This window comes from Pseudoroseicyclus sp. CXY001 (assembly GCF_041714655.1).
Lineage (GTDB): Bacteria > Pseudomonadota > Alphaproteobacteria > Rhodobacterales > Rhodobacteraceae > Pseudoroseicyclus_A.
Genome location: NZ_CP168219.1, coordinates 822,211 through 843,465 on the forward strand (window position 1 = coordinate 822,211; position 21,255 = coordinate 843,465).

The following is a 21,255-nucleotide window of genomic DNA, read 5'->3' on the forward strand; positions in this document are numbered from 1 at the left end:
CATCAAGCGGGCCTGTGTGCCGGGCGGTCGCCCACCGCCTCGCGCCAGTGCCGCCGGCAGAGCGAGACGTAGCGGTCGTTGCCGCCGATCTCGATCTGGGCGCCCTCGCGCGCCACCTGGCCGTCCGGCCCCTTGCGCACGACCATCGTCGCCTTCCGCCCGCAATGGCAGATGGTGCGCACCTCGCGCATCTCGTCCGCCAGCGCCAGAAGCGTCGCCGAGCCGGGGAAGAGCTGGCCGAGAAAGTCGACCCGCAGCCCGTAGCACATCACCGGCAGGTTCAGATCGTCCACCACGCGGGCGAGCTGCCAGACCTGCGCGGGGGTGAGAAACTGCGCCTCGTCGACGAAGATGCAGGCCTTGCCCGGCCCCTCCTTCGCGATGACCGCGTGGAGGTCCGTCGCCTCGTCCCAGGTCAGCGCCGGCTCGCCGATGCCGATGCGGGAGCGGATCCGCCCCTCGCCGGCGCGCGTGTCGAGCCGCGCGGTGAGGAGGAGCACCTCCATCCCCTGTTCGCGGTAATTATGCGCGGCCTGCAGGAGCACGGTGCTCTTGCCGGCATTCATCGTGGAGTAGTGAAAGAAGAGCTTCGCCATGGCGGGATCACTTGCCCGCCCGCGTGGCCGAGAGCAAGGGTTTCACGAACCAGCCGGGCCGGTGCGCCACCCCGCCGGGCGGGGCGCGAAGGGCATCGCACCGGCCCGGATTGCCCGGGAGGGGCAGTCAACTCGTGACACCGAACAGAACCCTTCGCCGATTGACTTGCATGCAGAAGGTGAAGACGGGTTTAATGCGCGGGCCGCAAATAGGGGACAGGCGAGTGAGCAACGTAACGGCGGACGGGCGGATCCGCTCCTATCTGAAGAAACACACCGAGGCGCTCGTGAAGGAGGTTGGCATCGAGCCTGCCGCCGAGCTCACCGGGCGCTCCAAGGCGACCCTGGGGCGCTATTACTCGGACGATCCCGAACATGCCTCGCGCTTCATGCCTGTCGATGCCGTGGCGTCTCTCGAGATGGCCTCGTCCTATCCGCATGTGACCGCGGCCCTCGCCGAGCTGCAGGGCATCCAGCTCGAGCACAGCGGCGCGCCGCGCAGGCCGAACACCGGCAGCATCAATGCCAATGTCATCGCGCTCAGCCAGCGCTTCGCCATCCTGATGGCGGAATATCACCTGTCGATCGACGACGGCCGCATCTCCGTCAACGAGGCGCGCCGGCTTTTGAAGGAGACGCTGGAGCTCCAGAAAGTGCTCGTCGACATGAAGCTGCGGCTCGAGGACGAGGCCGGCCAGTAGCCTGGCGTCCTACTTCGCCGCCCCCCCGAATCGTCTGGATTTCTGGAGCGATGCCGGTAGCGTGATCGCGCCGGCAGACGGCCGGCGCCCTAAAGGACCCTCCCATGTTCGATTGCCGCCCGTTGCCCCTCGCCGCCATGCTCCTTTCGCTCCTGACAGGGCTCGCAGGCCCGGCCGCGGCAGAGCGGGTCAGCTACGGCACCGTGCGCGGCTGGGCGGTCAATGCGAACATCGACGCCGACGGCACCTTCCGGAACTGCGTCGCCAACAACAGCGACAGCATGGTGCTGCTCTATGACGGGCTGGGCTTCACCCTGGGCGTGCCGACGCGCCAGCCCGATGGCGAGCGCGGCGGCTCGCTTTCGGTCGACGGCGCCAACCGCTCGGCGCTCTGGGTCGTGAACAACGGTCAGGCGCGTTTGCCGCTCGGCGACGGGCTGGCCGACGAGCTCGCGGAGGGCTCCGCGCTCTTCGCCAAGGTCGGCTCGGCCACGGCCGACAGATATTCCCTCGACGGCACGGCGGCGACCTTCGAGAAGCTGCAGGAATGCGTCGAGCGCCGCGGCCGCGCGCGGGGCGGGGCGGCGGCGGTGCCCGCGGCTCCGGCGCCGGCGCCCGCTGTCGTGCCCATGGCCCCCGAGCCGGCGGAAAGCGATGCCGCACGGCTCGGCCGCGGCTGCCCGGCCTGGGGGCAGTTCCGCTCGCCCCCCGGCAACGCGGCCGCCGAAGTCATCTTCCGCAACGACGCCGAACAGGCGGTCAGCATCTACTGGATCGCCGAGGACGGCGAGATCATCGAGCGGGAGGCGCTTTTGCCCGACGAGGAAGTCGCCCTGCAGACCTTCGCGGGGCAGTACTTCCTGGCGAAGGATGCCGAGGGCACCTGCCACGGCGGCGTGATCCAGGTCGCGCCCGGCCAGAGCAGCTTCGTCATCCCTTGATCGGGGGCTCTAGAGCCGCTCGACGATCACCGAGCCGACGGAATACCCGGCCCCGAAGGAGCAGATCAGCCCCCGCTCGCCGGGGGCCAGATCGCCCGAGGTCTGCGCAAAGGCGATGATCGAGCCGGCCGAGGAAGTGTTGGCGTATTCCTGCAGGATGTTCGGCTGCTCGCCCGGCTCCGGCTCGCGCCCCAGCACCTTGCGGCCGATGTAATCGTTCATCGCCTTGTTCGCCTGATGGAGCCAGAGCCGCTTGAGCTGGTCCGGCGTGGTGCCGTCCGCCGCCAGATGGCTCTCGACATGGGCGGAGACGAGGGGGAGCACTTCCTTGAAGACCTTCCGGCCGTTCTGCACGAACTGCATGTCGCGCCGGTCCTCCATCTGGTCATGCGCCCGGCGGAGGAAGCCATTGTTGTTGCGGATGTTGTTGGAAAACTGGGTGGCGGCCTTCGTTGAGCGGATGGCGAAGCCGGTGGCGGCATCGGCCTCGATCACGAGGGCGGTTGCGACATCGCCGAAGATGAAATGGCAATCCCGGTCGCGCCATTCCAGATGGCCGGAGGTGATCTCCGGGCTGACGATGAGGGCGGAGGGGATCGTGCCGGCGCGGATCATGTCGGCCGCGACCTGGATCGCGAAGGTGGCCGAGGAGCAGGCGACGTTCATGTCGAAAGCGAACCCCCCGGCGCCGAGCAGCGCCTGGATCTCCACCGCCATCGCCGGATAGGGCCGCTCCATGTTGGAGGCGGCGCAGAGGATCGCGCCGAGGCTTTCGGGGGCGAGCCCGGCCTCTTCCAGCGCCGGCCGGGCGGCCTTGAGCGCGATCTCGGCCATGAGGCTCGGCTCCTCGTCCGCCCTGCCGGGCAGCCTCGGGGCCATGCGCGCGGGGTCGAGCACGCCCGCCTTGTCGATCACATGCCGCCGCTCGATACCGGAGGCCTGGGTGATGAAGGCGGCGGAGGAGAGGGGCTTCTCGGCGACCTCGCCGGCGGCGATGGCGGCGGCATTCGCCTCGTTGAACGCGGTGGCATAGGCGTTGAAGGAGGCGACGAGCTCGTCATTGGTGATGACGTCCTCGGGCGTGAAGACACCCTTGCCGGTGATGACGGGGGTGGGCATGGCTCCTCCTCTTTGGAGCGGAAGCCTGCGGAATGAGGGCGGGGATGTAAAGAACCGTGCGGGCCTGGGGTAGGGTGGGTTTGCAACCCACCATGGGCGCGAGGCTCGAGCGAGGCCCCCGCCCGGTGCGCGCCGCAGGCGCAGGGCGAGCGCCGGCCCGTCCCGCGGGTCGGCGCTCTGGTGAGGCTGGGCATGAGCTCAGAGCGAGGGCGGGGCTGCACCATAAAGCGCGCCGTTCGGGCCGTTGGAGCGCCAACCCCCGGGCCGGCGCCCGCCCTGCGCGGCACCGTGGCGCTCGGTGGAGGACGGGCGGTGGGTTGAAAACCCACCCTACGGGGCTCTCAGCCTTGGAGGCTCCGCACCTCCACCTCACCCTCGCCCCGGGCCTTGATCGCCAGAGCCGCCGCATGGGCCCCCGCCGCCGTCGTGTAGTAGGGGATCTTGTCGTAGAGCGCGACGCTGCGAATTTCGCGGCTGTCCTCAACGGCCTGCGCGCCTTCGGTGGTGTTGAAGACCAGCGCCACATGGCCGTCCTTCAGGCGGTCGACGATGGTCAGGCCGCCCTCGTAGACCTTGTTCACCTGCTCGGCGGAGACGCCGTTTTCGACCAGCCAGGCCGCCGTGCCGCGGGTCGCGAGGATGGTGAAGCCGAGGCCGGTCAGGATGCCCGCCGCCTCCAGCATGTCCGGCGTCTTGTCCTCGTTGCGGATCGAGATGAAGACGCGGCCGCTCTCCGGCAGCTCCACCCCGGCGCCCATCTGCGCCTTGAGGAACGCCCGCGGGAACGACCTGTCCCAGCCCATGACCTCGCCGGTCGAGCGCATCTCGGGGCCGAGGATCGTGTCGACTCCCGGGAAGCGGGCGAAGGGCATGACGGCCTCCTTGACGGAGAACCAGGGCATGTTCGGGTCGACCAAGGTCATCGGGTCGCCCATCGGCAGGGGCGTGTCGTAGCTGACGTCCTGATAGGGCTCGCGCATCGGGAAGGCGGAGAGCTTCTCGCCCGCCATCAGCCGGGCGGCGATTGAAGCGATCGCTGAATCGGTCGCCTTGGCGACGAAGGGCACCGTGCGGCTGGCGCGCGGGTTCACCTCGATGAGGTAGACCTCCGGTTCGCCGGCCTCGTTCGTTTTCACCGCGAATTGCACGTTCATGAGCCCGACGACCTTCAGCGCCTTGGCGAGCGCGACGGTCTGCTCGCGGATCACGGCGAGCACCGCCTCGGGCAGGGTGTGGGGCGGAAGGCAGCAGGCGCTGTCGCCCGAATGCACCCCGGCCTCCTCGATATGCTGCATGATCCCGGCGACATGCACCGCCTCGCCGTCGCAGAGCGCGTCGACATCGACCTCGGTCGCGCCGGAGAGATAGCTGTCGAGCAGCACGGGGGACTTGCCGGAGACGACGACGGCCTCGGAGATGTAGCGCTCCAGCCCCGGCTGGTCGCGCACGATCTCCATCGCCCGGCCGCCGAGCACGTAGGAGGGGCGGATCACCAGCGGGAAGCCGATCTCTTCGGCGATCTCGAAGGCCTCGGCATCGCTGTGGGCGATGCCGTTGTGCGGCTGCTTGAGGCCGAGCCGGTTCACGAGATCCTGGAAGCGCTCGCGATCCTCGGCGAGGTCGATGGCGTCGGGCGTGGTGCCGAGGATCGGGATGCCCGCCTCCTCGAGCGCATTGGCGAGCTTGAGCGGCGTCTGGCCGCCGAACTGGACGATGACGCCCTTGAGCGTGCCGTTCTCCTGCTCGACGCGCAGGATCTCCATCACGTGCTCGAAGGTCAGCGGCTCGAAATAGAGCCGGTCCGACGTGTCGTAATCGGTGGAGACCGTCTCGGGGTTGCAGTTGACCATAATGGTCTCAAAGCCGGCCTTGGAGAGCGCAAAGCAGGCGTGGCAGCAGCAATAATCGAACTCGATGCCCTGGCCGATCCGGTTGGGGCCACCGCCGAGGATGACGATCTTGTCGCGGCCCGTGGGGCGCGATTCATCCTCCACCTCGCCCATCACCGGGGTCTCGTAGGTGGAGTACATGTAGGGCGTCTGCGCCTCGAACTCGGCCGCGCAGGTGTCGATCCGCTTGAAGACGGCAGTGACGCCGAGCCGCTGGCGCGCCCGGGCGACCTGGCCCTCGTCGCGGCCCGTGAGGTTGGCGAGCCGGGCGTCAGTGAAGCCCATCATCTTGAGCTTGCGCAGGCCCTCTTCGGTCACCGGCAGCCCGTCCTTGCGGACGCCGGCTTCGGCGCCCACGATCTCGCGGATGCGGGCGAGGAACCAGGGGTCGAAGCGGGTGACGCCCTCGATGTCGATGTCGCTCACCCCGTGCCGCATCGCCTGGGCGATGATCCGCAGCCGGTCGGGCGTGGCGTGGCTGAGCGCCTTGATGACCGCGGCCTTCTGGGTGTCGGTCAGGGGGGCATCGGTGCCGGCCCCGGCGGGGACGCCCGGGATCGCGATCTCGTCGAAGCCGGTGAGCCCGGTCTCGAGCGAGGCGAGCGCCTTCTGGACGCTCTCGTGGAAGGTCCGGCCGATGGCCATGGCCTCGCCGACCGATTTCATCGCCGTCGTCAGCTCGGGCTTGGCGCCGGGGAACTTTTCAAAAGCGAACCGCGGGATCTTTGTGACCACATAGTCGATGGTCGGCTCGAAGCTGGCGGGTGTCACTTTCGTGATGTCGTTGTCGAGCTCGTCCAGCGTGTAGCCCACGGCGAGCTTGGCGGCGATCTTGGCGATGGGGAAGCCCGTCGCCTTCGACGCCAGCGCCGAGGAGCGGCTGACGCGGGGGTTCATCTCGATGACGACCATGCGCCCGTCGACGGGGTTCACCGCCCACTGGACGTTGGAGCCGCCGGTCTCCACCCCGATCTCGCGCAGGACCGCAATCGAGGCGGCGCGCATGATCTGGTATTCCTTGTCGGTCAGCGTCAGCGCCGGGGCGACGGTGATGCTGTCCCCGGTATGAACGCCCATCGGGTCGACGTTCTCGATGGAGCAGACGATGATCGCATTGTCCGCCTTGTCGCGGACCACCTCCATCTCGAACTCCTTCCAGCCGAGGAGGCTTTCGTCGATGAGGATCTGCCCGGCCGGCGAGGCATCGAGGCCGGAGCGGCAGAAATGCTCGTATTCCGCCCGGTTGTAGGCGACGCCGCCGCCGGTGCCGCCGAGGGTGTAGGCCGGGCGGATGATGGCCGGCAGGCCGATCTCTTCCAGCGCGTCCATCGCGGCGGCGAGGCCGGCGCGGATGTCCTTCTTGCCGTTCTCGCCCTTGGGGGCGGTGACGATGGTGGCCTTGGGGTTCTCCAGGCCGATCCGCTCCATCGCCTCGCGGAAGAGCCCCCGGTCCTCCGCCATCTCGATGGCCGAGCGGTTGGCGCCGATGAGCTCGACGCCATGCTCCTCGAGGACGCCCATGTCGGCGAGGGCGAGCGCGGTGTTGAGCCCGGTCTGCCCGCCCATGGTGGGCAGGAGCGCGTCGGGCTTCTCCTTGGCGATGATCTTGGCGACGACCTCGGGGGTGATCGGCTCGATATAGGTGGCGTCGGCCAGCTCCGGGTCCGTCATGATCGTGGCGGGGTTGGAGTTGACGAGGATGACCCGGTAGCCCTCCTCGCGGAGCGCCTTGCAGGCCTGGGCGCCCGAATAGTCGAACTCGCAGGCCTGGCCGATGACGATTGGCCCCGCGCCGATGATCATGATCGAGCGGATATCGTGGCGTTTCGGCATGTGACGGGACCCCTGCAACCGGCGGCCGGCGCCCGGGAGGCGCTCGGCAAATTGCTGGCGTATTAGGGGGGAGGCGAGGGGGGTTCAACCCCTGGCGGCGGGCGGGTGGCAGGTGCGGGCAGACCCCCGACCCTGCAGTAGAGCTTGGCCCCGAGGCCGATGCGAGGATTGGAGGCCCGGCGGGGGCGGGCAGGGTAGGGTGGGTTTGCAACCCACCGCCACCACCGACCCCGTCAGTTCCGGTAGAGGTAGTCCCGCGTCAGGGGCACCGCCGTGTTGCTCCGCGCGAGCTGGAACTGGAAGTTCACCAGCGTCCCCAGGCGGAACCCCTCCTCGGCGCTGAGGAGGTAGAAGCGCCACATCCGCACGAAGCGCGCGTCGTGGATCCTCTCCGCCTCGTCCACCCTTGCCATGAAGCGGTCGTACCAGTGGCGGATCGTCTTGGCGTAGTGCACGCGCAACACCTCCACATCCGCCGTCACCAGCTCCGCCTTCTCGATCTGCGCCATCGTCTCGGACATCGACGGGATGTAGCCGCCGGGGAAGATGTACTTGCGGATCCAGGAGGAGGTGGCGCGCGGCGCATCGGTCGAGCCGATGGTGTGGATGAGCGCGATGCCCTCGTCCTTCAGCAGATCGCGCACCTTGTCGAAATACTCGCGGAAGTGCCGGCGGCCCACATGCTCGAACATGCCGACCGAGACGATCCGGTCGAATGTCTCCGTCACGTCCCGGTAATCCATGAGGCGGAGGTCGATCTGGCCTTCGAGCCCCGCCTCCTTCACGCGCTGGCGGCCGACCTTGAGCTGCTCTTCGGACAGCGTCACGCCCACGACCTTCGCGCCGTAATCCTTCGCCAGCGTCAGCGCCATGCCGCCCCAGCCGCAGCCGATGTCGAGGACGCTCATCCCCGGCTCGAGGCAGAGCTTGCCGATGATATGGCGCTTCTTGGCGATCTGCGCGTCCTCGAGCGTCATGTCGTCGTGAGGGAAATAGGCGCAGGAATACTGGCGGTCCTGATCGAGAAAGAGATCGTAGAGCCGCCCGTCGAGATCGTAGTGATGCGCCACGTTCTGCCGCGAGCGCAGCAGCGGATTGGCGGCGATGAAGCGCTGGATCGGCGCGGCGATCGTGTCGAGCGCCTTCATGAGGAACGGCGTCGAATCCACGGCGCGATTGTTGAGCGCAAGCTGGATCAGCGGGCGCGGGTCGTCTTCCGGCAAGACCAATGTGCCATCCGTATAGGCCTCTCCCACCGCCATGTCGGGGGAGAGGACGATGCGGCGCATCAACTCTTCGTCCTTCAGGTGAACGCGCACCGGCTCGACCCCGGATTGCCCGTAACGTTTCGGCGGCTGATCGGCCACCGTGACTTCCAGCGCTCCACGCTGGACGAAACGGCGCATGGCCGCGTCGAATATTCTGTCCCACATAGTTTCTTACCCTCACCCACCGAGGGGCACGATTGGCTTGCCCGACGCGAGTGTCAAAGGCGTTTGCTTGACTTCGCCGCCCGAGCGCGCTGTATCGGCGCGACCTTGAATTTAGCCCCGCCGTGAAGGAACACAATATGCACCGCTACCGCAGCCACCGATGCGACGCCCTCCGGCTCGCGGACGCGGGCACCGACGTGCGGCTCTCCGGCTGGGTCCATCGCATCCGCGATCATGGCGGCGTGCTCTTCATCGACCTGCGCGACCATTACGGCGTCACCCAGGTGCTCTGCGACGGGGATTCCCCGGTTTTCAAGGAGGTCGAGAAGCTCCGCGCCGAGACCTGCATCTGCATCGACGGCAGCGTGAAGGCCCGCGACGCCGAGCTGGTGAACCCCAAGCTGCCGACCGGCGAGATCGAGGTCTACATCCGCGACATGGAGGTATTAGGCCCGGTTCGCGGCGATTTGCCGCTGCAGGTCTTCGGCGATCAGGAGTATCCCGAGGAGACGCGGCTGCGCTACCGCTACCTCGACCTCCGCCGCGAGGTGATGCAGCGCAACATGGTGCTGCGCTCGGATGTCGTCTCCTCCATCCGCCGCCGGATGTGGGATCAGGACTTCCGCGAATACCAGACGCCGATCATCACGGCGTCCTCCCCCGAGGGGGCGCGCGACTTCCTCGTGCCCTCGCGCCTGCATCCCGGCAAGTTCTACGCGCTGCCGCAGGCGCCGCAGCAGTTCAAGCAACTGCTGATGGTCTCGGGCTTCGACAAGTATTTCCAGATCGCGCCCTGCTTCCGCGACGAAGACCCGCGCGCCGACCGCTCGCCGACGGATTTCTACCAGCTCGACCTCGAGATGAGCTTCGTCGAGCAGCAGGATGTCTTCGACACCGTGCAGCCGGTCATCACCGGGATCTTCGAGGAGTTCGGCGGCGGCGCCACGGTCGACACCGACTGGCCGCAGATCAGCTATGCCGACGCGGCGCTCTGGTACGGCACCGACAAGCCGGACCTGCGCAACCCGATCAAGATGCAGGACGTGAGCGAGCACTTCCGCGGCTCCGGCTTCGCGATCTTCGCCAAGCTCCTCGAGCAGGAGGGCAACGAGATCCGCGCCATCCCGGCGCCGACCGGCGGCTCCCGCAAGTTCTGCGACCGGATGAACGCCTTCGCGCAGAAGGAAGGTCTGCCGGGGATGGGCTACATCTTCTGGCGCGAAACCGACGGCCAGATGGAGGCCGCCGGCCCCCTCGCCAAGAACATCGGCCCTGAGCGCACCGAAGCCATTCGCGAGCAGCTCGGGCTCGGCGTTGGCGACGCGGCCTTCTTCCTCGGCGGCAAGGCGGCGAGCTTCGAGAAGGTCGCCGGCCGCGCCCGCACGGTGATCGGTGACGAGCTGAACCTCACCGACAAGAACCGCTTCGCCTTCGCCTGGATCGTCGACTTCCCGATCTACGAGAAGGACGACGAGACCGGCGAGATCGACTTCGAGCACAACCCCTTCTCCATGCCGCAAGGCGGGATGGAGGCGCTGGAGGGCGATCCGCTGCAGGTCAAGGGCTTCCAGTACGATCTCGCCTGCAACGGCTACGAGCTCGTCTCCGGCGCCATCCGCAACCACCGGCCCGACATCATGCTGAAGGCCTTCGAGATCGCCGGCTATGGCGAGGACGAGGTGAAGGCGCGCTTCGGCGGGCTCTACACCGCCTTCACCTACGGCGCCCCGCCGCACGGCGGCTGCGCGCTCGGCATCGACCGGGTGGTGATGCTGCTGGCTGGGGAGGACAACATCCGCGAGGTGATGCTCTTCCCGATGAACCAGCGGGCGGAAGACCTGATGATGGGCGCGCCGTCGGCGCCGTCCAACGAGCAGCTCCGCGAGCTGCGGCTGCGGGTGCTGCCGCCGGAAGATTGACGGCAGACGTGACGGTGCGTGAACTTCCCGGGGGGAGTCGCGTTGAAGGGTAAATGATCCTCGTCAACGGAGGCCCCCCATGGGCAAGCTCATCAAGTATTTCGCCATCTACAAGATCGCGCAGAAGCTCTTCCGTCGCCACAAGGAAGAGCCGCGCGGCCGCCGGGCCTGAGGCCCGGGCCGCCCAAGCAGCCAGCCGCCGGCCGGGCCCCTGAGGCTCCGGGCCGGCGGCTTCACGCTCCTCTGACTTGCCGCGCCCGCGCCGGCAGAGCATGAAGGGCGCATGTCCTTCGACCCCGCCCTCGCAGAGATCCGCTTCGGCACCGGCCTGTCGCCGCGTGTGCCGCCGCCGCAGGGCGTGGCCGAGATGGTCGACAGCCTCGCCACGCCCGACATCATCGAGACGACCGTCTCCGTTCCGCCCTTCCCGGAGGCGGTGCTTTACACCCATGCGCTCCGCCAGCTTCGCCGCGAGAACCGCATGGCGATGGGCACCGAGGCGGCCGACGAGACGCAGGCGCGGCTGATGACGCTGAGCCAGGATGCCGTGGAGCTCCGCCGGCAGGCGCTCGCCGCCACCTATATCCGCGCCGCCGAGACCGGCTCGGGGATGCGCGAGCGGCTGACCGCCTTCTGGGCCGACCATTTCACAGTGCGGGCGAAGAACTTTCTCACCCAGCATCTCGTCGCGCCCTATATCGAATCCGCCGTGCGCCCCTATATCGCCGGCCCGTTCTCGCTGCTCCTCAAGCAGGCGGCGCTGCATCCGATGATGCTCGACTACCTCGACCAGACGCCCTCGGCCGGCCCGAATTCGCAGGTGGTCGAGCGGCGGGGCGGCGGGCTCAACGAGAACCTCGCCCGCGAGCTTCTGGAGCTGCACACCATCGGCGTGGGCGGCCCCTATGCGCAGGTCGATGTGCGCGAGCTGGCCGAGCTGCTCGCCGGCGTCGTCTGGCATCAGGACGATACCGACCCCTCCTACCGCGCCCAGCAGGCCGAGCCGGGGGCGGAGACGGTGCTCGGGCGGACCTTCTCGCCCGACGCGCGGCTCTCTTCGGTGATGGAGGCGCTGGAATATCTCGCCGTGCATCCGGCGACGGCGGCGCATGTCTCCGGCAAGCTGGCGCGGGCCTTCGTCTCTGACGCGCCGCCGCAGGACATGGTGGACGAGATGGCGGCCGCCTGGCTCGACACCGGCGGGCACCTGCGCGCCGTCTACACCGCCATGCTGCGCCATCCGGCGGCCTGGGCGCCGGCGCGGCGGCTGGTCAAGCCGCCCTTCGATTTCGTCGCCTCCGCCCTCCGCGCCCTCGGGCTCGGCCAGGCGGAGCTCGGCGCCCTGCCGGCCGACCGCGCCTGGGGCCAGCTCGGCGTGCCGCTCCGCGCCATGGGCCAGTCCTGGGAAGAGCCCGTCGGCCCCGACGGCTGGCCGGACGAGCCCGCCGCCTGGGTCACCCCGCAATTCTACGCCGCCCGCATCGCCTGGGCGATGGCGACGCCCGACCGGCTGATGGACCTGCCCGACCCGCGCGACTTCGTGGGCGCGGCGCTCGGCCCCCTCGGCTCGCCCGAGGTGCAGCGCGCCGCTGCCGCCGCTGAGACGCGGGCCGAGGGCGTCGGCGTCGTGCTCGCCAGCCCGGATTTCCAGAGGAGATAGGGATGGATCGCCGCCGCTTCCTGCAAGGCTCGCTCGCCCTCGGCTGCTCCGCCGCCGCCAGCCCGCTGGTGGCGCCCGTCGCCTTCGCCTCGACGCCGGGGGACCGGCGGCTGGTGGTCATCCTCCTCCGCGGCGCCATGGACGGGCTCGATGTCATCCGCCCGGTCGACTCGCGCGAGTGGCGCGCCGCCCGGCCGACGCTGTCGGAGGATGCGAGCGCCGGCGCCGATCTCGGCGGCGGCTTCGCGCTCCACCCTGCGCTCAGCGACCTCGCGCCGCTCTGGCAGGCGGGCGAGATGGCGGCCGTCCATGCCGTCTCGACCCCCTATCGTGACAAGCGCTCGCATTTCGACGGGCAGGACCTCCTCGAAGCGGGCATCGGCGATCTGGAGGAGGGGCTGCGCGACGGCTGGCTCAACCGCCTCGTCGGGCAGATCCCCGGCGCCCGCGCCGACCTCGCCTATGCGATCGGCCGCGAGCGGATGCTGATCCTCGACGGCGCCGCCCCCCATGCGAGCTGGTCGCCGGAGGTGAGCCTGCTGCTCACCCCGCAGGGCCAGCGGCTCTTGGAATTCCTCTGCGCCGGCGATCCGCTCTTCGGGCTGGCGCTGGAAGAGGCGCTGGCCGTGGCCGAGAGCCTGCCGGGGCAGGAGGATGTGCGCGGCCGCGCCGATCACCTCCGCCTCGCCGATTTCACCGCCGAGCGGCTTCGCGGCGAGGCGCGCATCGCCTCCTTCTCGCTCGCCGGCTGGGATACCCATGCGCGGCAGGACATCGGGCTGAAGAACGCCCTGCAGCGGCTGTCCGAGACGGTGCTGGCGCTCCGCGACGGGCTGGGGCCGGACTGGGACCAGACGGCGGTGGCCTGCATCACCGAATTCGGCCGCACCTTCCGCGAGAACGGCACGGGCGGCACGGATCACGGCACCGGCGGCGCCATGCTGCTCTTCGGCGGGGCGATCCGCGGCGGCCGCGTCTATGCCGACTGGCCGGGCCTCGGCGAGAGCCAGCTCTATGGCGGGCGCGACCTGCTTCCGACGCGCGACGTGCGCGCGCATCTCGGCTGGATGCTCGCCGGGCTCTTCGGCGTCTCTCAGACCGCCATCGAGCGGCAGGTCTTCCCCGGGCTCGAGCTCGGCCCCGACCCCGGCGTCCTCGCATGAGGCCGCTCGGCGCGCCGGTCGAAGGCTGGGCGCCGCCGCCCGCCCCCGGCGATGCGCCGATGGCGGGCCGGTACTGCCGGCTCGAGCGCCTCTCCGCCGCCCATGCCCCGGCCCTTTGGGAGGGCTTCGCGGGCGAGGACTGGCTCTGGGATTACATGCCCTCCGGCCCCTTCCCGGACGAGGCCGCCTTCACCGCATGGGTGGAGAGCCTCACCCCCAGCCGCGACCCGCTCTTTTACACGATCCTCGTGGAGGGCCGCCCGATGGGCATGCACTCCTACCTGCGGATCGCGCCGGCGGCGGGGAGCATCGAGCTCGGCAACATCTGCCTCTCCCCGGCGCTGCAGCGCACCCCGGCGGCGACGGAGGCCTTCACGCTGATGATTGGCGGGGCCTTCGAGGCGGGCTATCGCCGCTTCGAATGGAAGTGCAACGCGCTCAACGCCCCCTCCCGCCGCGCGGCGGAGCGGCTGGGGCTGAGCTTCGAGGGGATCTTCCGCCAGGCGCTGGTAGTGAAGGGCCGCAACCGCGATACCGCCTGGTACGCCGCGATCGATTCCGAATGGCCGGCCCTGAAGGCGGCCTACGAGAGCTGGCTCGCGCCGGAGAATTTCGGCGCCGACGGCCGGCAGATCCAGCGCCTCTCCGACCTCACCGCCCCGATCCTCGTCGCCCGCTCCCCCTGATCCCTTTCATCTGGCCGAAAATACCTCGGAGGTGTGGAGGCAGAGCCTCCACCCGGCCCGGCACGGGCCGGCCCCCCTCAGGTTAAGGGCGCCGAGGGTGCGAGCCGCCGATCCACCATGGCGCTCAGCTCCGAGACATGCGCGCCCAGCACCTCGCCCTTCGTCCGCGCATCCGCCAGCCGGTCCACGGCCTCCGACAGGCGCGTATCCCCGGCGGAGCGCGCCACACTGGCGAGGAATTGGGTCACGTAGTCGAGCTCCTCTCCCTCCGCATCGCTCTTCAGCACCTCGGCGGCATGGGCGAGGTCGTCGCGGAGCGCGATCCTGTCCGGCTCCACCATGCCGCGGGGCAGGGAGCGGGGCCCGGTGGGCTGGCGCTCGGGCGGCAGGTGGCGGAGCACCTCCGTCTGGAAGCTGGCGAGCGAGGTGATGGGCTTTTCGAGAAAGCCGTCCGCCCCGGCGGCGCGGGCGATCTGCTCGGCCTCGGGGTCGGCGGAGACGCCGAGGATCATGTCGATCCGCGGTCGGGCCTGGGCCAGCTCGGTGATGAGCTGCGCGCCCGAGCCGTCGGGCAGGCCGAGATCGACCATCACCACCGTCGGGCGGTAGACGCAGAGGTGCCGGCGGGCATGGGCGAGGCTGTCGGCGCGGCGAAGCCTTGCGCCGGAGCGCAGGGCGAGGAGGCGAAACCCCTCGGCGGCGAAGCGGCTGTCTTCCACCAGAAGGATGGTCAGGCCCAGGAGCGGCTGGTCCGCATTCGGGGGCCTCAGTTGCATGAGATCGTCGAGGGGGTTCATTTGCTGCTCCGATTCCTTCTGGTCTCGCCTTGCCCCAGCTTCACGAATCGCGGTGAAGGCCGCGTTAATCGCCGCGCGTTCTCGTGACATCTGGGTGCTTTACGGCGCCGCCGGCTCCGCCGATAAGGCCCCATGATCGGACGCCTCAATCACGTCGCCATCGCCGTGCCGGACCTTCGGGCCGCCGCCGCGACCTATGCCGGCACGCTCGGCGCCGAGGTCGGCCCGCCGACGCCCTTGCCCGAGCATGGCGTCACCGTGGTCTTCGTCCGCCTGCCGAACACGGCCATCGAGCTGCTCGAGCCGCTGGGGGAGGCCTCGCCGATCGCCGCCTTCCTGGCGAAGGCGCCGTCGGGCGGTATCCATCACCTCTGCTACGAGGTGGCCGATATCGCGGCGGCGGCCGCGCGGCTGGAGGCCGACGGCGCCCGCATCCTCGGCCCGGCGAAGATCGGCGCCCACGGGCGGCCCGTGCTCTTCCTGCATCCGAAGGATTTCAACGGCACGCTGATCGAACTGGAGGAAGCCGCCCCATGAGCATCACCCCATGAGCATCACCTCGATCCTCGTCGTCTACGCGATCACCTGGTTCATGGTGTTCTTCATCGTCCTGCCGCTCAACCTGACGACGCAGGGCGATGTCGGCGAGCGTGTGCCCGGCACCCATGTCAGCTCGCCCGCCGGGCCGTTCATGCGGCGGAAGGTCATCATCACCACCATCGCCGGGACGATCATCTGGGCGCTGATCGTCGGCATCATCCTCTCCGGCTGGGTCTCCGTCGACGATTTCGACTGGTCGAAGAGCCTCCGCGAGGGCGGCTAGGCGCCGAGCCGCGGCCCCTTCAGCCGGTGGTAGAGATGCGTGAAGGTGGCGGCGCCGAGCACCGGCACCAGAAGGTTCACGAGCGGAATGGAGAGCGGCAGCGCCATCAGGCAGCCCGCCACCCAGATCGTGCCGATATGCTTCTTGCGGAGCTGCTTCGCCCCGTCGCGCCCCTCCCGCCGCATGGCTGCGATCTGGAAATACTCCCGCCCGAGCAGGTAGCCGTTCATCAGGTAGAAGATGAAGGGCGCGAAGGGCGGCAGCGCCGCATAGGCGAAGAGCGCGACGATATTGGCGGCGATCAGCACGCCGAGGAAGTTCACCGTATCGACCACGCCCTCCCAGAAGGTGGCGCCTTCCACCGGGGGCAGGGCGGGGTAATGCTCCGCCTCCACCGCCGCGGCCACATCGTCGAGGAACATCGAGGTAATGGCCGAGGCGACGGGGATCATCAGGAACATCGACAGGAAGAACATCAGCACCAGCGACCCCCAGGCGAGGAGGTCGCCGAGCCAGGTCACCTGCCCGACCATCGGCAGCACAAGCTGGCCGGCATCGAGCGCGCTGATCCCCCAAAGGAGCAGCGCGTAGAAGCCGAAGAGCAGCGCCAGCGCCAGGAGCACGCCGACGATGAGCACCCGGCGGAAGCGCGGATCGCCGATCTGGCCGAGCGCCTTGAGGAAATCGCCGAGGATCACGCCGAGACCCATCTGGTCAGCGCCGGCACGTCCGGGCGCGGGCGCTCCGGCGGGGCCGAGGCGGCGGTGCCGATATGGATGAAGCCGGCGAGGGTTTCCTCCGCCGCGAGGCCGAGCTCGCTCTCGAGGAACGGCCGGTCGAAGGCCGGCCAGTCGGTCAGCCAGTTGGCGCCCCAGCCGGCAGCGAGGCAGGCGTTGAGAAGCTGGAAGGCCACGCAGGCGGCGGAGGCGACCTGCTCCTCCAGCGGGATGTCGGCCGGCTTCGGGGCGGAGACGACGGCGACGCAGAGGCTGGCATTCGCATATTGCGCCACGATCTTGTCGCGCCGGCCTTCGTCCTCCCCGCGCGCCTCGGCGCGGGCTGCGACGGCCCCGGCGAGCCGGGTCATGGCGGCCTTCTCGAGGACGATGTAGCGCCAGGGCTCCAGCTTGCCGTGATCCGGCACGCGCGCGCCGATGGCCAGAAGCTCCTCCAGCTCCGCCCGTTCGGGGACGGGCGGCTGCAAGAGCTTGTGGGGGCGCGAGCGGCGGGTGGCGAGGAAGGCGAGGGCGGCCTCATTGCGGTCTGGCATCGGAACTCCGGGCAGCGTTTGCGCCTAGGTAGGCAGGCGAGGCCGCGCCGTCCAGAGGCTGGAGCGCCGCGCGAGGGCAGGGTAGGGGAAGGCATGACGCCCGATCTGACCTCCCTGGCACAGCCCGGCGCCCGCATCGCCGTGCGCGTGACGCCCCGCGCCTCCCGCGCGCGGATCGAGCCGGGGGAGCCCTTGCGGGTCTATGTGACCGTGGCGCCCGAGGGCGGCAAGGCCAACGAGGCGGTGCGCAAGCTCCTCGCCAAGGCGCTGGGCGTGGCGCCGGGGCGGCTGACGCTGGTGAGGGGTCAGACGGGGCGCGAGAAGCTCTTCGAGATCAGCTGAGCGCCCGTTTGTCGCGCGACGATCGTGCCCGGACATCGGGCGATCTCCGTGGGGCCGGGAGGGTTGCCGGGTTGAAGCCCCGCCTACGCTTGGCCTCGCCGCGGGGGTTGGGTGGGTTTGTAACCCACCGCTTGCGCCGCTGGAGCGGTGCCCCCGCCCGGGTAACGCGCCGCAGGCGCAGGGCGAGCGCCGGCCCGTCCCGCGGGCTGGCGCTATGGTGAGGCTGGGCTCGCCCTCGCGCGGCAGCGGCAGAGTCCCGGGCCCCCGAAGGGCCGTCACTCCACGGGTTTGAGCCGGTAGATGCCTTCGGGCAGGTTGAGGGCGGCCAGAAGGTCGCGGACCATTTCGGGCGAGAGCGTGATCCGCTGGACCCGGTCGGTCCGCGGGTCGAGCTGCTCGAGGGTCACGCATTCCTCGAAGGCGTTGACCGTCACATCCTCCTGCAAGGGCGTGGCGCCCTCGTCGATCAGCGTGACGATGGTTGAGTCGAAGTCGTGCTCGATGGTGAACATGGGGAAAGGCTAATCGCCGCCCCCCCGTCGCGCAAGCGCCGGCCGTTCACGCAGCCGGGACTGGCGGCCCCCCCGGCGCTCGGGTTAGGATCACCTTCAAAACAGGCGCCGCGCGGTGACGTGGTGCCGGCAAGACCGCGACACTCCTCGAGACGGCGACGCTCGGGGCTCTGACCCAGGGGGCCGGGCATGGGCATCATCAGAGCCGTTTTCCTCTCCACCCTTCTCGCGGCGCTGGCGGCCTGTGCGTCTTCACCTGCGCCGCAATCGTCGGCCCCGCCCGCCTCCGGCGCCTCCAGCCAGGAGGCGCGGCTCGGCAGCGTGCCCCGGCCTGTCCAGCCCTCGCGCGTGGCGGCGCGCAGCTTCGTGCAGATGATCGACCGGGTGGAGCCCGTGGCCGAACGGCTCTGCCGCGAGCGCAATCCGCGCGCCAATTGCGATTTCATCATCCTCGTCGACGACCGCCCCGGCGAGCCGCCCAATGCCTTCCAGATGCTCGACGAGAGCGGCCAGCCGATCATCGTCTTCACCCTCGCGCTCATCGCCGATCTGCAGAATGCCGACGAGATGGCCTTCGTGCTCGCCCATGAGGCCGGCCATCAGGTCGCCGGCCATATCGCCCGCAGCGAGGAGAACGCCCGCACGGCGGCGGCCGTCTTCTCGGGCATTGCCGGCGTCAGCGGCGCGTCGAGCGAGGCGGTGCGCATGGCGGCGGAGCTCGGCGCCGCCGTCGGCGCCCGCCGCTATTCCAAGGAGTTCGAGTTGGAGGCGGATGCCGTCGGCACCGAGATCGCGCTTCTCGCCGGCTATGATCCGCTCCTCGGCTCGGCCTTCTTCTTCCGCATCGCCGACCCGGGCGACCGCTTCCTAGGCAGCCACCCGGCCAATGCCGAGCGCATCGCCGTCGTTCGCCAGACGGTGGCGGCGCTGCAGGGGGCAGTGCAGCCGGGCGCCTGAGCGCTCAGGCGAAGGCGGCGACGGCCACGGCGGCGAAGAAGCAGCCCGACGCGGCCAGCACGAAGCCGTGCCAGGTCGCCGTCAGGTAGCGGATCTTCGACAGGTAGAGGATCCCGGTGCCGATCGTGTAGAGCACGCCGCCCGCGAGGATGAGGATCGTCGATGCGAGCGGAAAGGTCATGGCCATCGGCCAGATCAGCGCCAGGCTCAGCCAGCCGGCGGCGAGGTAGAGAAGCGGCGAGACCCAGGGCGGCCCCACCCGCAGGAAGAGCTTCATCGAGGCGCCGACCGCCGCGAGGCCCCAGACGATCCAGAGGACGGCGGTCGAGAGCCCGGTGCCGATCATCAGCGTCAACGGCGTGTAGGTGCCGGCGATCTTCAGCCAGATCGCCGCCTGATCGACCCGCCGCAGCACCCCCCGCGCCGCTTCCCGCGGCGGGAAGTGATAGAGCGCCGACGCCGTGAAGGCGAAGATCAGGATCCCGCAATAGACGGAAATCGCGGCGACATTTCCGTTGCTGTAGATGGCCGCGAAGGGGATCAGCAGCGCCGCCCCGACGATTGCAAGAAGGACGCCCGAGGCATGCATGATGCCGTCGGCAATCCTCTCGCTGCGGGCGAGGACGGGATAGGTCTGGGCGAATCTGGTCATGCCCCACCTTCTCACGGGACGGTTGCGGTTTTCCAATCACGCTTGTGGTGAGGAGGACGGGACGTGACGGCACGGGGATGCGGGTGCCTCCGCAGGGTCGGTTTCAGAGGCGACAAGGGGGGCAACGTTCGCAAAGTCCCCTATGGTTGGGTCGGGGCATGGATGGTGGGTTGCAACGCACCCTCCGCTCCGGCGCAACGGTCCCGCTCATTCCCCCGCCCGGTGCGCGCCGCAGGCGCAGGGCGAGCGCCGGCCCGTCCCGCGGGCTGGCGCTCCTGTAGGGCAGGCGGTGCCGGTGAGCGGGGAGGTGGCGGCGCCATAAAGTGCGCCGTTCAGCCGTGAGGAGCGCCAACCCCCGGGCCGGTGCTCGCACTGCGCGGCGGCGGCGGGAATGGTTGCGAAGGCATGGTGGGTTACAAACCCACCCTACGCCGGCGGCTAGGGTTGCGCGTAGGCCGGGCTTAAGCCCGGCGCCCCCGGCCCCGAAACTCAGGCTCGCCCGATCACCCGCCCGTAGAGGTCGTACTCGCTCGCCTCGTCGACCTCGGCCCGGACGATGTCGCCCGGCCTCAGCCCCTCCGTCCCCTCGTCGAGGAAGAGGTTGCCGTCGAACTCCGGTGCGTCGCCCTTGGTGCGCGTCGTGGCAACGCCGTCGGCATCCACCTCGTCCACGATCGCCTCCAGCCGCTGCCCGACCTTCCGCGCCAGCTTCGCCGCGCTGATCGCCTGCGCCTTCTCCATGAAGCGCGCCCAGCGTTCGGCCTTCAGCTCCTCGGGCACATGGTCCGGCAGCGCCGCGGCGCGGGCGCCGGCGACATTCTCGTATTGAAAGCAGCCGACCCGGTCGAGCTGCGCCTCGTCCAGCCAGTCGAGCAGCTCCTCGAACTCCGCCTCCGTCTCGCCGGGGAAGCCGACGATGAAGGTCGACCGCAGCGTGATCTCCGGGCAGTCGCGGCGCCAGGCGGCGATCTCGTCGAGCGTCTTCGCCGAGGCCGCGGGCCGGGCCATCCGCTTGAGAACGCTGGGAGAGCCGTGCTGGAAGGGCACGTCCAGATAGGGCAGCACCAGCCCCTCCGCCATCAGGGGAATGAGCTCGCGCACATGGGGGTAGGGGTAGACGTAGTGGAGCCGCACCCAGGCCCCGAGGCTGCCGAGGTCCCGCGCCAGATCGGTGATATGCGCCCGGTGGCCTCGCTCCTCCGCATAGCGGATGTCGAGCCCGTAGGCCGAGGTGTCCTGGCTGATGACGAGCAGCTCCTTCACCCCCGCCTCCACCAGCCGCTCCGCCTCGCGGATCACCGCATGGGCGGGGCGGGAGGCGAGCCGCCCCCGCATCGCCGGGATGATGCAGAACTTGCAGGCGTGATTGCAGCCCTCGGAGATCTTCAGATAGCTGTAATGCCGCGGCGTGAGGCTCACGCCGGAGGCTGGTAGCAGGTCGATGAACGGGTCCGGGCTCGGCGGCACCGCCTTGTGCACCGCATCGAGCACCGCCTCATATTGATGCGGCCCGGTCACCGCGAGCACCTTGGGATGCGCGCCGGTGATGTATTCGGGCTCGGCGCCGAGGCAGCCGGTGACGATCACGCGGCCGTTCGCCTCCAGCGCCTCGCCGATGGCCTCGAGGCTCTCGGCCTTGGCGCTGTCGAGAAAGCCGCAGGTGTTGACGATCACCGCCCCCGCGCCCGCGTAATCGGGGCTGATCGCATAGCCCTCGGCCCGGAGCCGCGTCAGGATCCGCTCGCTGTCGACCAGCGCCTTGGGGCAGCCGAGCGAGACCATGCCGATCTTCGGCTGGCCGGGGCGCGCACTGCCATCGATCCTCGGCAGGCCGGCGCGGTCGGGGCGGAGATCTGGCGGATTTGCTTGCATGGGCGGGGCTCATACGCGCTTCGGGCGCGCCTTGGAAGGCCCCCCGCATTGCCACGCTGCGGCGCAGCGCTATCCTGAAGGCCGGGGACG

At 69.6% G+C, this 21,255-nt stretch carries 20 protein-coding genes; 10 read left to right on the plus strand and 10 right to left on the minus strand.

From position 1 onward, the window contains the following. Positions 1-2: 2 nt before the first annotated feature. Positions 3-596 carry a thymidine kinase gene (locus tag ACAZ03_RS04150; protein WP_373356108.1) on the minus strand — a complete coding sequence of 198 codons (594 nt, stop codon included), beginning with the start codon at positions 594-596 and terminating at the stop codon, positions 3-5. Positions 597-820: 224 nt separating this feature from the next. Between ACAZ03_RS04150 and ACAZ03_RS04155 the strand changes: the two genes are divergently transcribed. Both ACAZ03_RS04155 and ACAZ03_RS04160 read left to right on the plus strand, forming a co-directional pair. Then, complete coding sequence (locus tag ACAZ03_RS04155; protein ID WP_373356109.1) at positions 821-1,297, plus strand: hypothetical protein; 477 nt, start codon at positions 821-823, stop codon at positions 1,295-1,297. Positions 1,298-1,401: 104 nt separating this feature from the next. After that, positions 1,402-2,238, plus strand: coding sequence for a hypothetical protein (locus ACAZ03_RS04160; protein WP_373356110.1), 837 nt, complete (start codon positions 1,402-1,404; stop codon positions 2,236-2,238). A gap of 9 nt (positions 2,239-2,247) precedes the next feature. On the opposite strand, the gene ACAZ03_RS04165 is transcribed toward ACAZ03_RS04160, so the two are convergent. The 3 genes from ACAZ03_RS04165 to ACAZ03_RS04175 all read right to left on the minus strand — a co-directional run bounded on the left by ACAZ03_RS04165 (position 2,248) and on the right by ACAZ03_RS04175 (position 8,512). Next, positions 2,248-3,357, minus strand: a complete 1,110-nt coding sequence (locus ACAZ03_RS04165) for a beta-ketoacyl-ACP synthase III (protein WP_373356111.1) — start codon at positions 3,355-3,357, stop codon at positions 2,248-2,250. Between the two features lie 341 nt (positions 3,358-3,698). Further along, complete coding sequence (carB, locus tag ACAZ03_RS04170; RefSeq protein ID WP_373356113.1) at positions 3,699-7,079, minus strand: carbamoyl-phosphate synthase large subunit; 3,381 nt, start codon at positions 7,077-7,079, stop codon at positions 3,699-3,701. 233 nt (positions 7,080-7,312) lie between these two features. Continuing rightward, a complete protein-coding gene (locus ACAZ03_RS04175; protein WP_373356115.1) occupies positions 7,313-8,512 on the minus strand; it encodes a class I SAM-dependent methyltransferase in 1,200 nt (399 codons plus the stop codon). Between the two features lie 137 nt (positions 8,513-8,649). Here ACAZ03_RS04175 and aspS point away from each other — a divergent pair, with 137 nt between their 5' ends. The 4 genes from aspS (at position 8,650) to ACAZ03_RS04195 (ending at position 13,940) form a co-directional block, all read left to right on the plus strand. Then, the gene (gene aspS / locus ACAZ03_RS04180) at positions 8,650-10,431 is read left to right on the plus strand and encodes an aspartate--tRNA ligase (protein ID WP_373356117.1); all 1,782 of its coding nucleotides are present in this window, start codon (positions 8,650-8,652) and stop codon (positions 10,429-10,431) included. Between the two features lie 283 nt (positions 10,432-10,714). Next, a complete protein-coding gene (locus ACAZ03_RS04185; RefSeq protein WP_373356118.1) occupies positions 10,715-12,091 on the plus strand; it encodes a DUF1800 family protein in 1,377 nt (458 codons plus the stop codon). A gap of 2 nt (positions 12,092-12,093) precedes the next feature. Next, complete coding sequence (locus ACAZ03_RS04190; RefSeq protein ID WP_373356120.1) at positions 12,094-13,254, plus strand: DUF1501 domain-containing protein; 1,161 nt, start codon at positions 12,094-12,096, stop codon at positions 13,252-13,254. Then, positions 13,251-13,940, plus strand: a complete 690-nt coding sequence (locus ACAZ03_RS04195; protein ID WP_373356122.1) for a GNAT family N-acetyltransferase — start codon at positions 13,251-13,253, stop codon at positions 13,938-13,940. The genes ACAZ03_RS04190 and ACAZ03_RS04195 overlap by 4 nt, the downstream gene beginning before the upstream one ends. Positions 13,941-14,017: 77 nt before the next feature. Here ACAZ03_RS04195 and ACAZ03_RS04200 read toward each other — a convergent pair whose 3' ends face one another. Beyond that, positions 14,018-14,716, minus strand: coding sequence for a response regulator (locus ACAZ03_RS04200; RefSeq protein WP_373356124.1), 699 nt, complete (start codon positions 14,714-14,716; stop codon positions 14,018-14,020). Positions 14,717-14,869: 153 nt separating this feature from the next. On the opposite strand from ACAZ03_RS04200, the gene mce reads away from it, so the two are divergent. Both mce and ACAZ03_RS04210 read left to right on the plus strand, forming a co-directional pair. Further along, positions 14,870-15,274 carry a methylmalonyl-CoA epimerase gene (mce, locus tag ACAZ03_RS04205; RefSeq protein WP_373356126.1) on the plus strand — a complete coding sequence of 135 codons (405 nt, stop codon included), beginning with the start codon at positions 14,870-14,872 and terminating at the stop codon, positions 15,272-15,274. A 10-nt stretch (positions 15,275-15,284) separates the two neighbouring features. Beyond that, positions 15,285-15,560 carry a DUF1467 family protein gene (locus ACAZ03_RS04210; protein ID WP_373356127.1) on the plus strand — a complete coding sequence of 92 codons (276 nt, stop codon included), beginning with the start codon at positions 15,285-15,287 and terminating at the stop codon, positions 15,558-15,560. Here the strand turns inward: ACAZ03_RS04210 and ACAZ03_RS04215 are convergent. Together ACAZ03_RS04215 and ACAZ03_RS04220 are read right to left on the minus strand one after the other, a co-directional pair. Then, positions 15,557-16,258 carry an EI24 domain-containing protein gene (locus ACAZ03_RS04215; protein ID WP_373357039.1) on the minus strand — a complete coding sequence of 234 codons (702 nt, stop codon included), beginning with the start codon at positions 16,256-16,258 and terminating at the stop codon, positions 15,557-15,559. The genes ACAZ03_RS04210 and ACAZ03_RS04215 overlap by 4 nt on opposite strands. Continuing rightward, on the minus strand, positions 16,255-16,830 hold the full coding sequence (locus ACAZ03_RS04220) for a nitroreductase (protein ID WP_373356129.1): 576 nt from the start codon (positions 16,828-16,830) through the stop codon (positions 16,255-16,257). Before ACAZ03_RS04220 ends, ACAZ03_RS04215 begins: the two co-directional genes overlap by 4 nt. A gap of 93 nt (positions 16,831-16,923) precedes the next feature. On the opposite strand from ACAZ03_RS04220, the gene ACAZ03_RS04225 reads away from it, so the two are divergent. Further along, positions 16,924-17,172, plus strand: a complete 249-nt coding sequence (locus tag ACAZ03_RS04225) for a DUF167 domain-containing protein (protein WP_373356130.1) — start codon at positions 16,924-16,926, stop codon at positions 17,170-17,172. Positions 17,173-17,447: 275 nt separating this feature from the next. Here ACAZ03_RS04225 and ACAZ03_RS04230 read toward each other — a convergent pair whose 3' ends face one another. Then, positions 17,448-17,684 carry a hypothetical protein gene (locus ACAZ03_RS04230; protein WP_373356131.1) on the minus strand — a complete coding sequence of 79 codons (237 nt, stop codon included), beginning with the start codon at positions 17,682-17,684 and terminating at the stop codon, positions 17,448-17,450. Positions 17,685-17,873: 189 nt separating this feature from the next. Here ACAZ03_RS04230 and ACAZ03_RS04235 point away from each other — a divergent pair, with 189 nt between their 5' ends. Beyond that, positions 17,874-18,641: a M48 family metallopeptidase gene (locus ACAZ03_RS04235; protein WP_373356133.1), complete on the plus strand. Its 768-nt coding sequence runs from the start codon at positions 17,874-17,876 to the stop codon at positions 18,639-18,641. Positions 18,642-18,645: 4 nt separating this feature from the next. Here ACAZ03_RS04235 and ACAZ03_RS04240 read toward each other — a convergent pair whose 3' ends face one another. Then, positions 18,646-19,293, minus strand: coding sequence for a hemolysin III family protein (locus ACAZ03_RS04240; protein ID WP_373356134.1), 648 nt, complete (start codon positions 19,291-19,293; stop codon positions 18,646-18,648). 489 nt (positions 19,294-19,782) lie between these two features. After that, entirely contained in the window at positions 19,783-21,165 is a 1,383-nt protein-coding gene (gene rimO / locus ACAZ03_RS04245; protein WP_373356136.1) for a 30S ribosomal protein S12 methylthiotransferase RimO, read from the minus strand. Positions 21,166-21,255 lie beyond the last annotated feature (90 nt).

What these genes read in the sequence shown, in the direction of transcription:
- ACAZ03_RS04165 (WP_373356111.1), bottom strand. Translation starts at nt 3,357, where the DNA reads ATGCCCACCCCCGTCATCACCGGCAAGGGTGTCTTCACGCCCGAGGAC.
- ACAZ03_RS04225 (WP_373356130.1), top strand. Translation starts at nt 16,924, where the DNA reads ATGACGCCCGATCTGACCTCCCTGGCACAGCCCGGCGCCCGCATCGCC.
- aspS (WP_373356117.1), top strand. Translation starts at nt 8,650, where the DNA reads ATGCACCGCTACCGCAGCCACCGATGCGACGCCCTCCGGCTCGCGGAC.
- mce (WP_373356126.1), top strand. Translation starts at nt 14,870, where the DNA reads ATGATCGGACGCCTCAATCACGTCGCCATCGCCGTGCCGGACCTTCGG.
- ACAZ03_RS04175 (WP_373356115.1), bottom strand. Translation starts at nt 8,512, where the DNA reads ATGTGGGACAGAATATTCGACGCGGCCATGCGCCGTTTCGTCCAGCGT.
- ACAZ03_RS04190 (WP_373356120.1), top strand. Translation starts at nt 12,094, where the DNA reads ATGGATCGCCGCCGCTTCCTGCAAGGCTCGCTCGCCCTCGGCTGCTCC.
- ACAZ03_RS04195 (WP_373356122.1), top strand. Translation starts at nt 13,251, where the DNA reads ATGAGGCCGCTCGGCGCGCCGGTCGAAGGCTGGGCGCCGCCGCCCGCC.
- ACAZ03_RS04160 (WP_373356110.1), top strand. Translation starts at nt 1,402, where the DNA reads ATGTTCGATTGCCGCCCGTTGCCCCTCGCCGCCATGCTCCTTTCGCTC.
- ACAZ03_RS04200 (WP_373356124.1), bottom strand. Translation starts at nt 14,716, where the DNA reads ATGCAACTGAGGCCCCCGAATGCGGACCAGCCGCTCCTGGGCCTGACC.
- ACAZ03_RS04185 (WP_373356118.1), top strand. Translation starts at nt 10,715, where the DNA reads ATGTCCTTCGACCCCGCCCTCGCAGAGATCCGCTTCGGCACCGGCCTG.
- ACAZ03_RS04210 (WP_373356127.1), top strand. Translation starts at nt 15,285, where the DNA reads ATGAGCATCACCTCGATCCTCGTCGTCTACGCGATCACCTGGTTCATG.
- ACAZ03_RS04230 (WP_373356131.1), bottom strand. Translation starts at nt 17,684, where the DNA reads ATGTTCACCATCGAGCACGACTTCGACTCAACCATCGTCACGCTGATC.
- ACAZ03_RS04235 (WP_373356133.1), top strand. Translation starts at nt 17,874, where the DNA reads ATGGGCATCATCAGAGCCGTTTTCCTCTCCACCCTTCTCGCGGCGCTG.
- ACAZ03_RS04150 (WP_373356108.1), bottom strand. Translation starts at nt 596, where the DNA reads ATGGCGAAGCTCTTCTTTCACTACTCCACGATGAATGCCGGCAAGAGC.
- rimO (WP_373356136.1), bottom strand. Translation starts at nt 21,165, where the DNA reads ATGCAAGCAAATCCGCCAGATCTCCGCCCCGACCGCGCCGGCCTGCCG.
- ACAZ03_RS04240 (WP_373356134.1), bottom strand. Translation starts at nt 19,293, where the DNA reads ATGACCAGATTCGCCCAGACCTATCCCGTCCTCGCCCGCAGCGAGAGG.
- ACAZ03_RS04220 (WP_373356129.1), bottom strand. Translation starts at nt 16,830, where the DNA reads ATGCCAGACCGCAATGAGGCCGCCCTCGCCTTCCTCGCCACCCGCCGC.
- carB (WP_373356113.1), bottom strand. Translation starts at nt 7,079, where the DNA reads ATGCCGAAACGCCACGATATCCGCTCGATCATGATCATCGGCGCGGGG.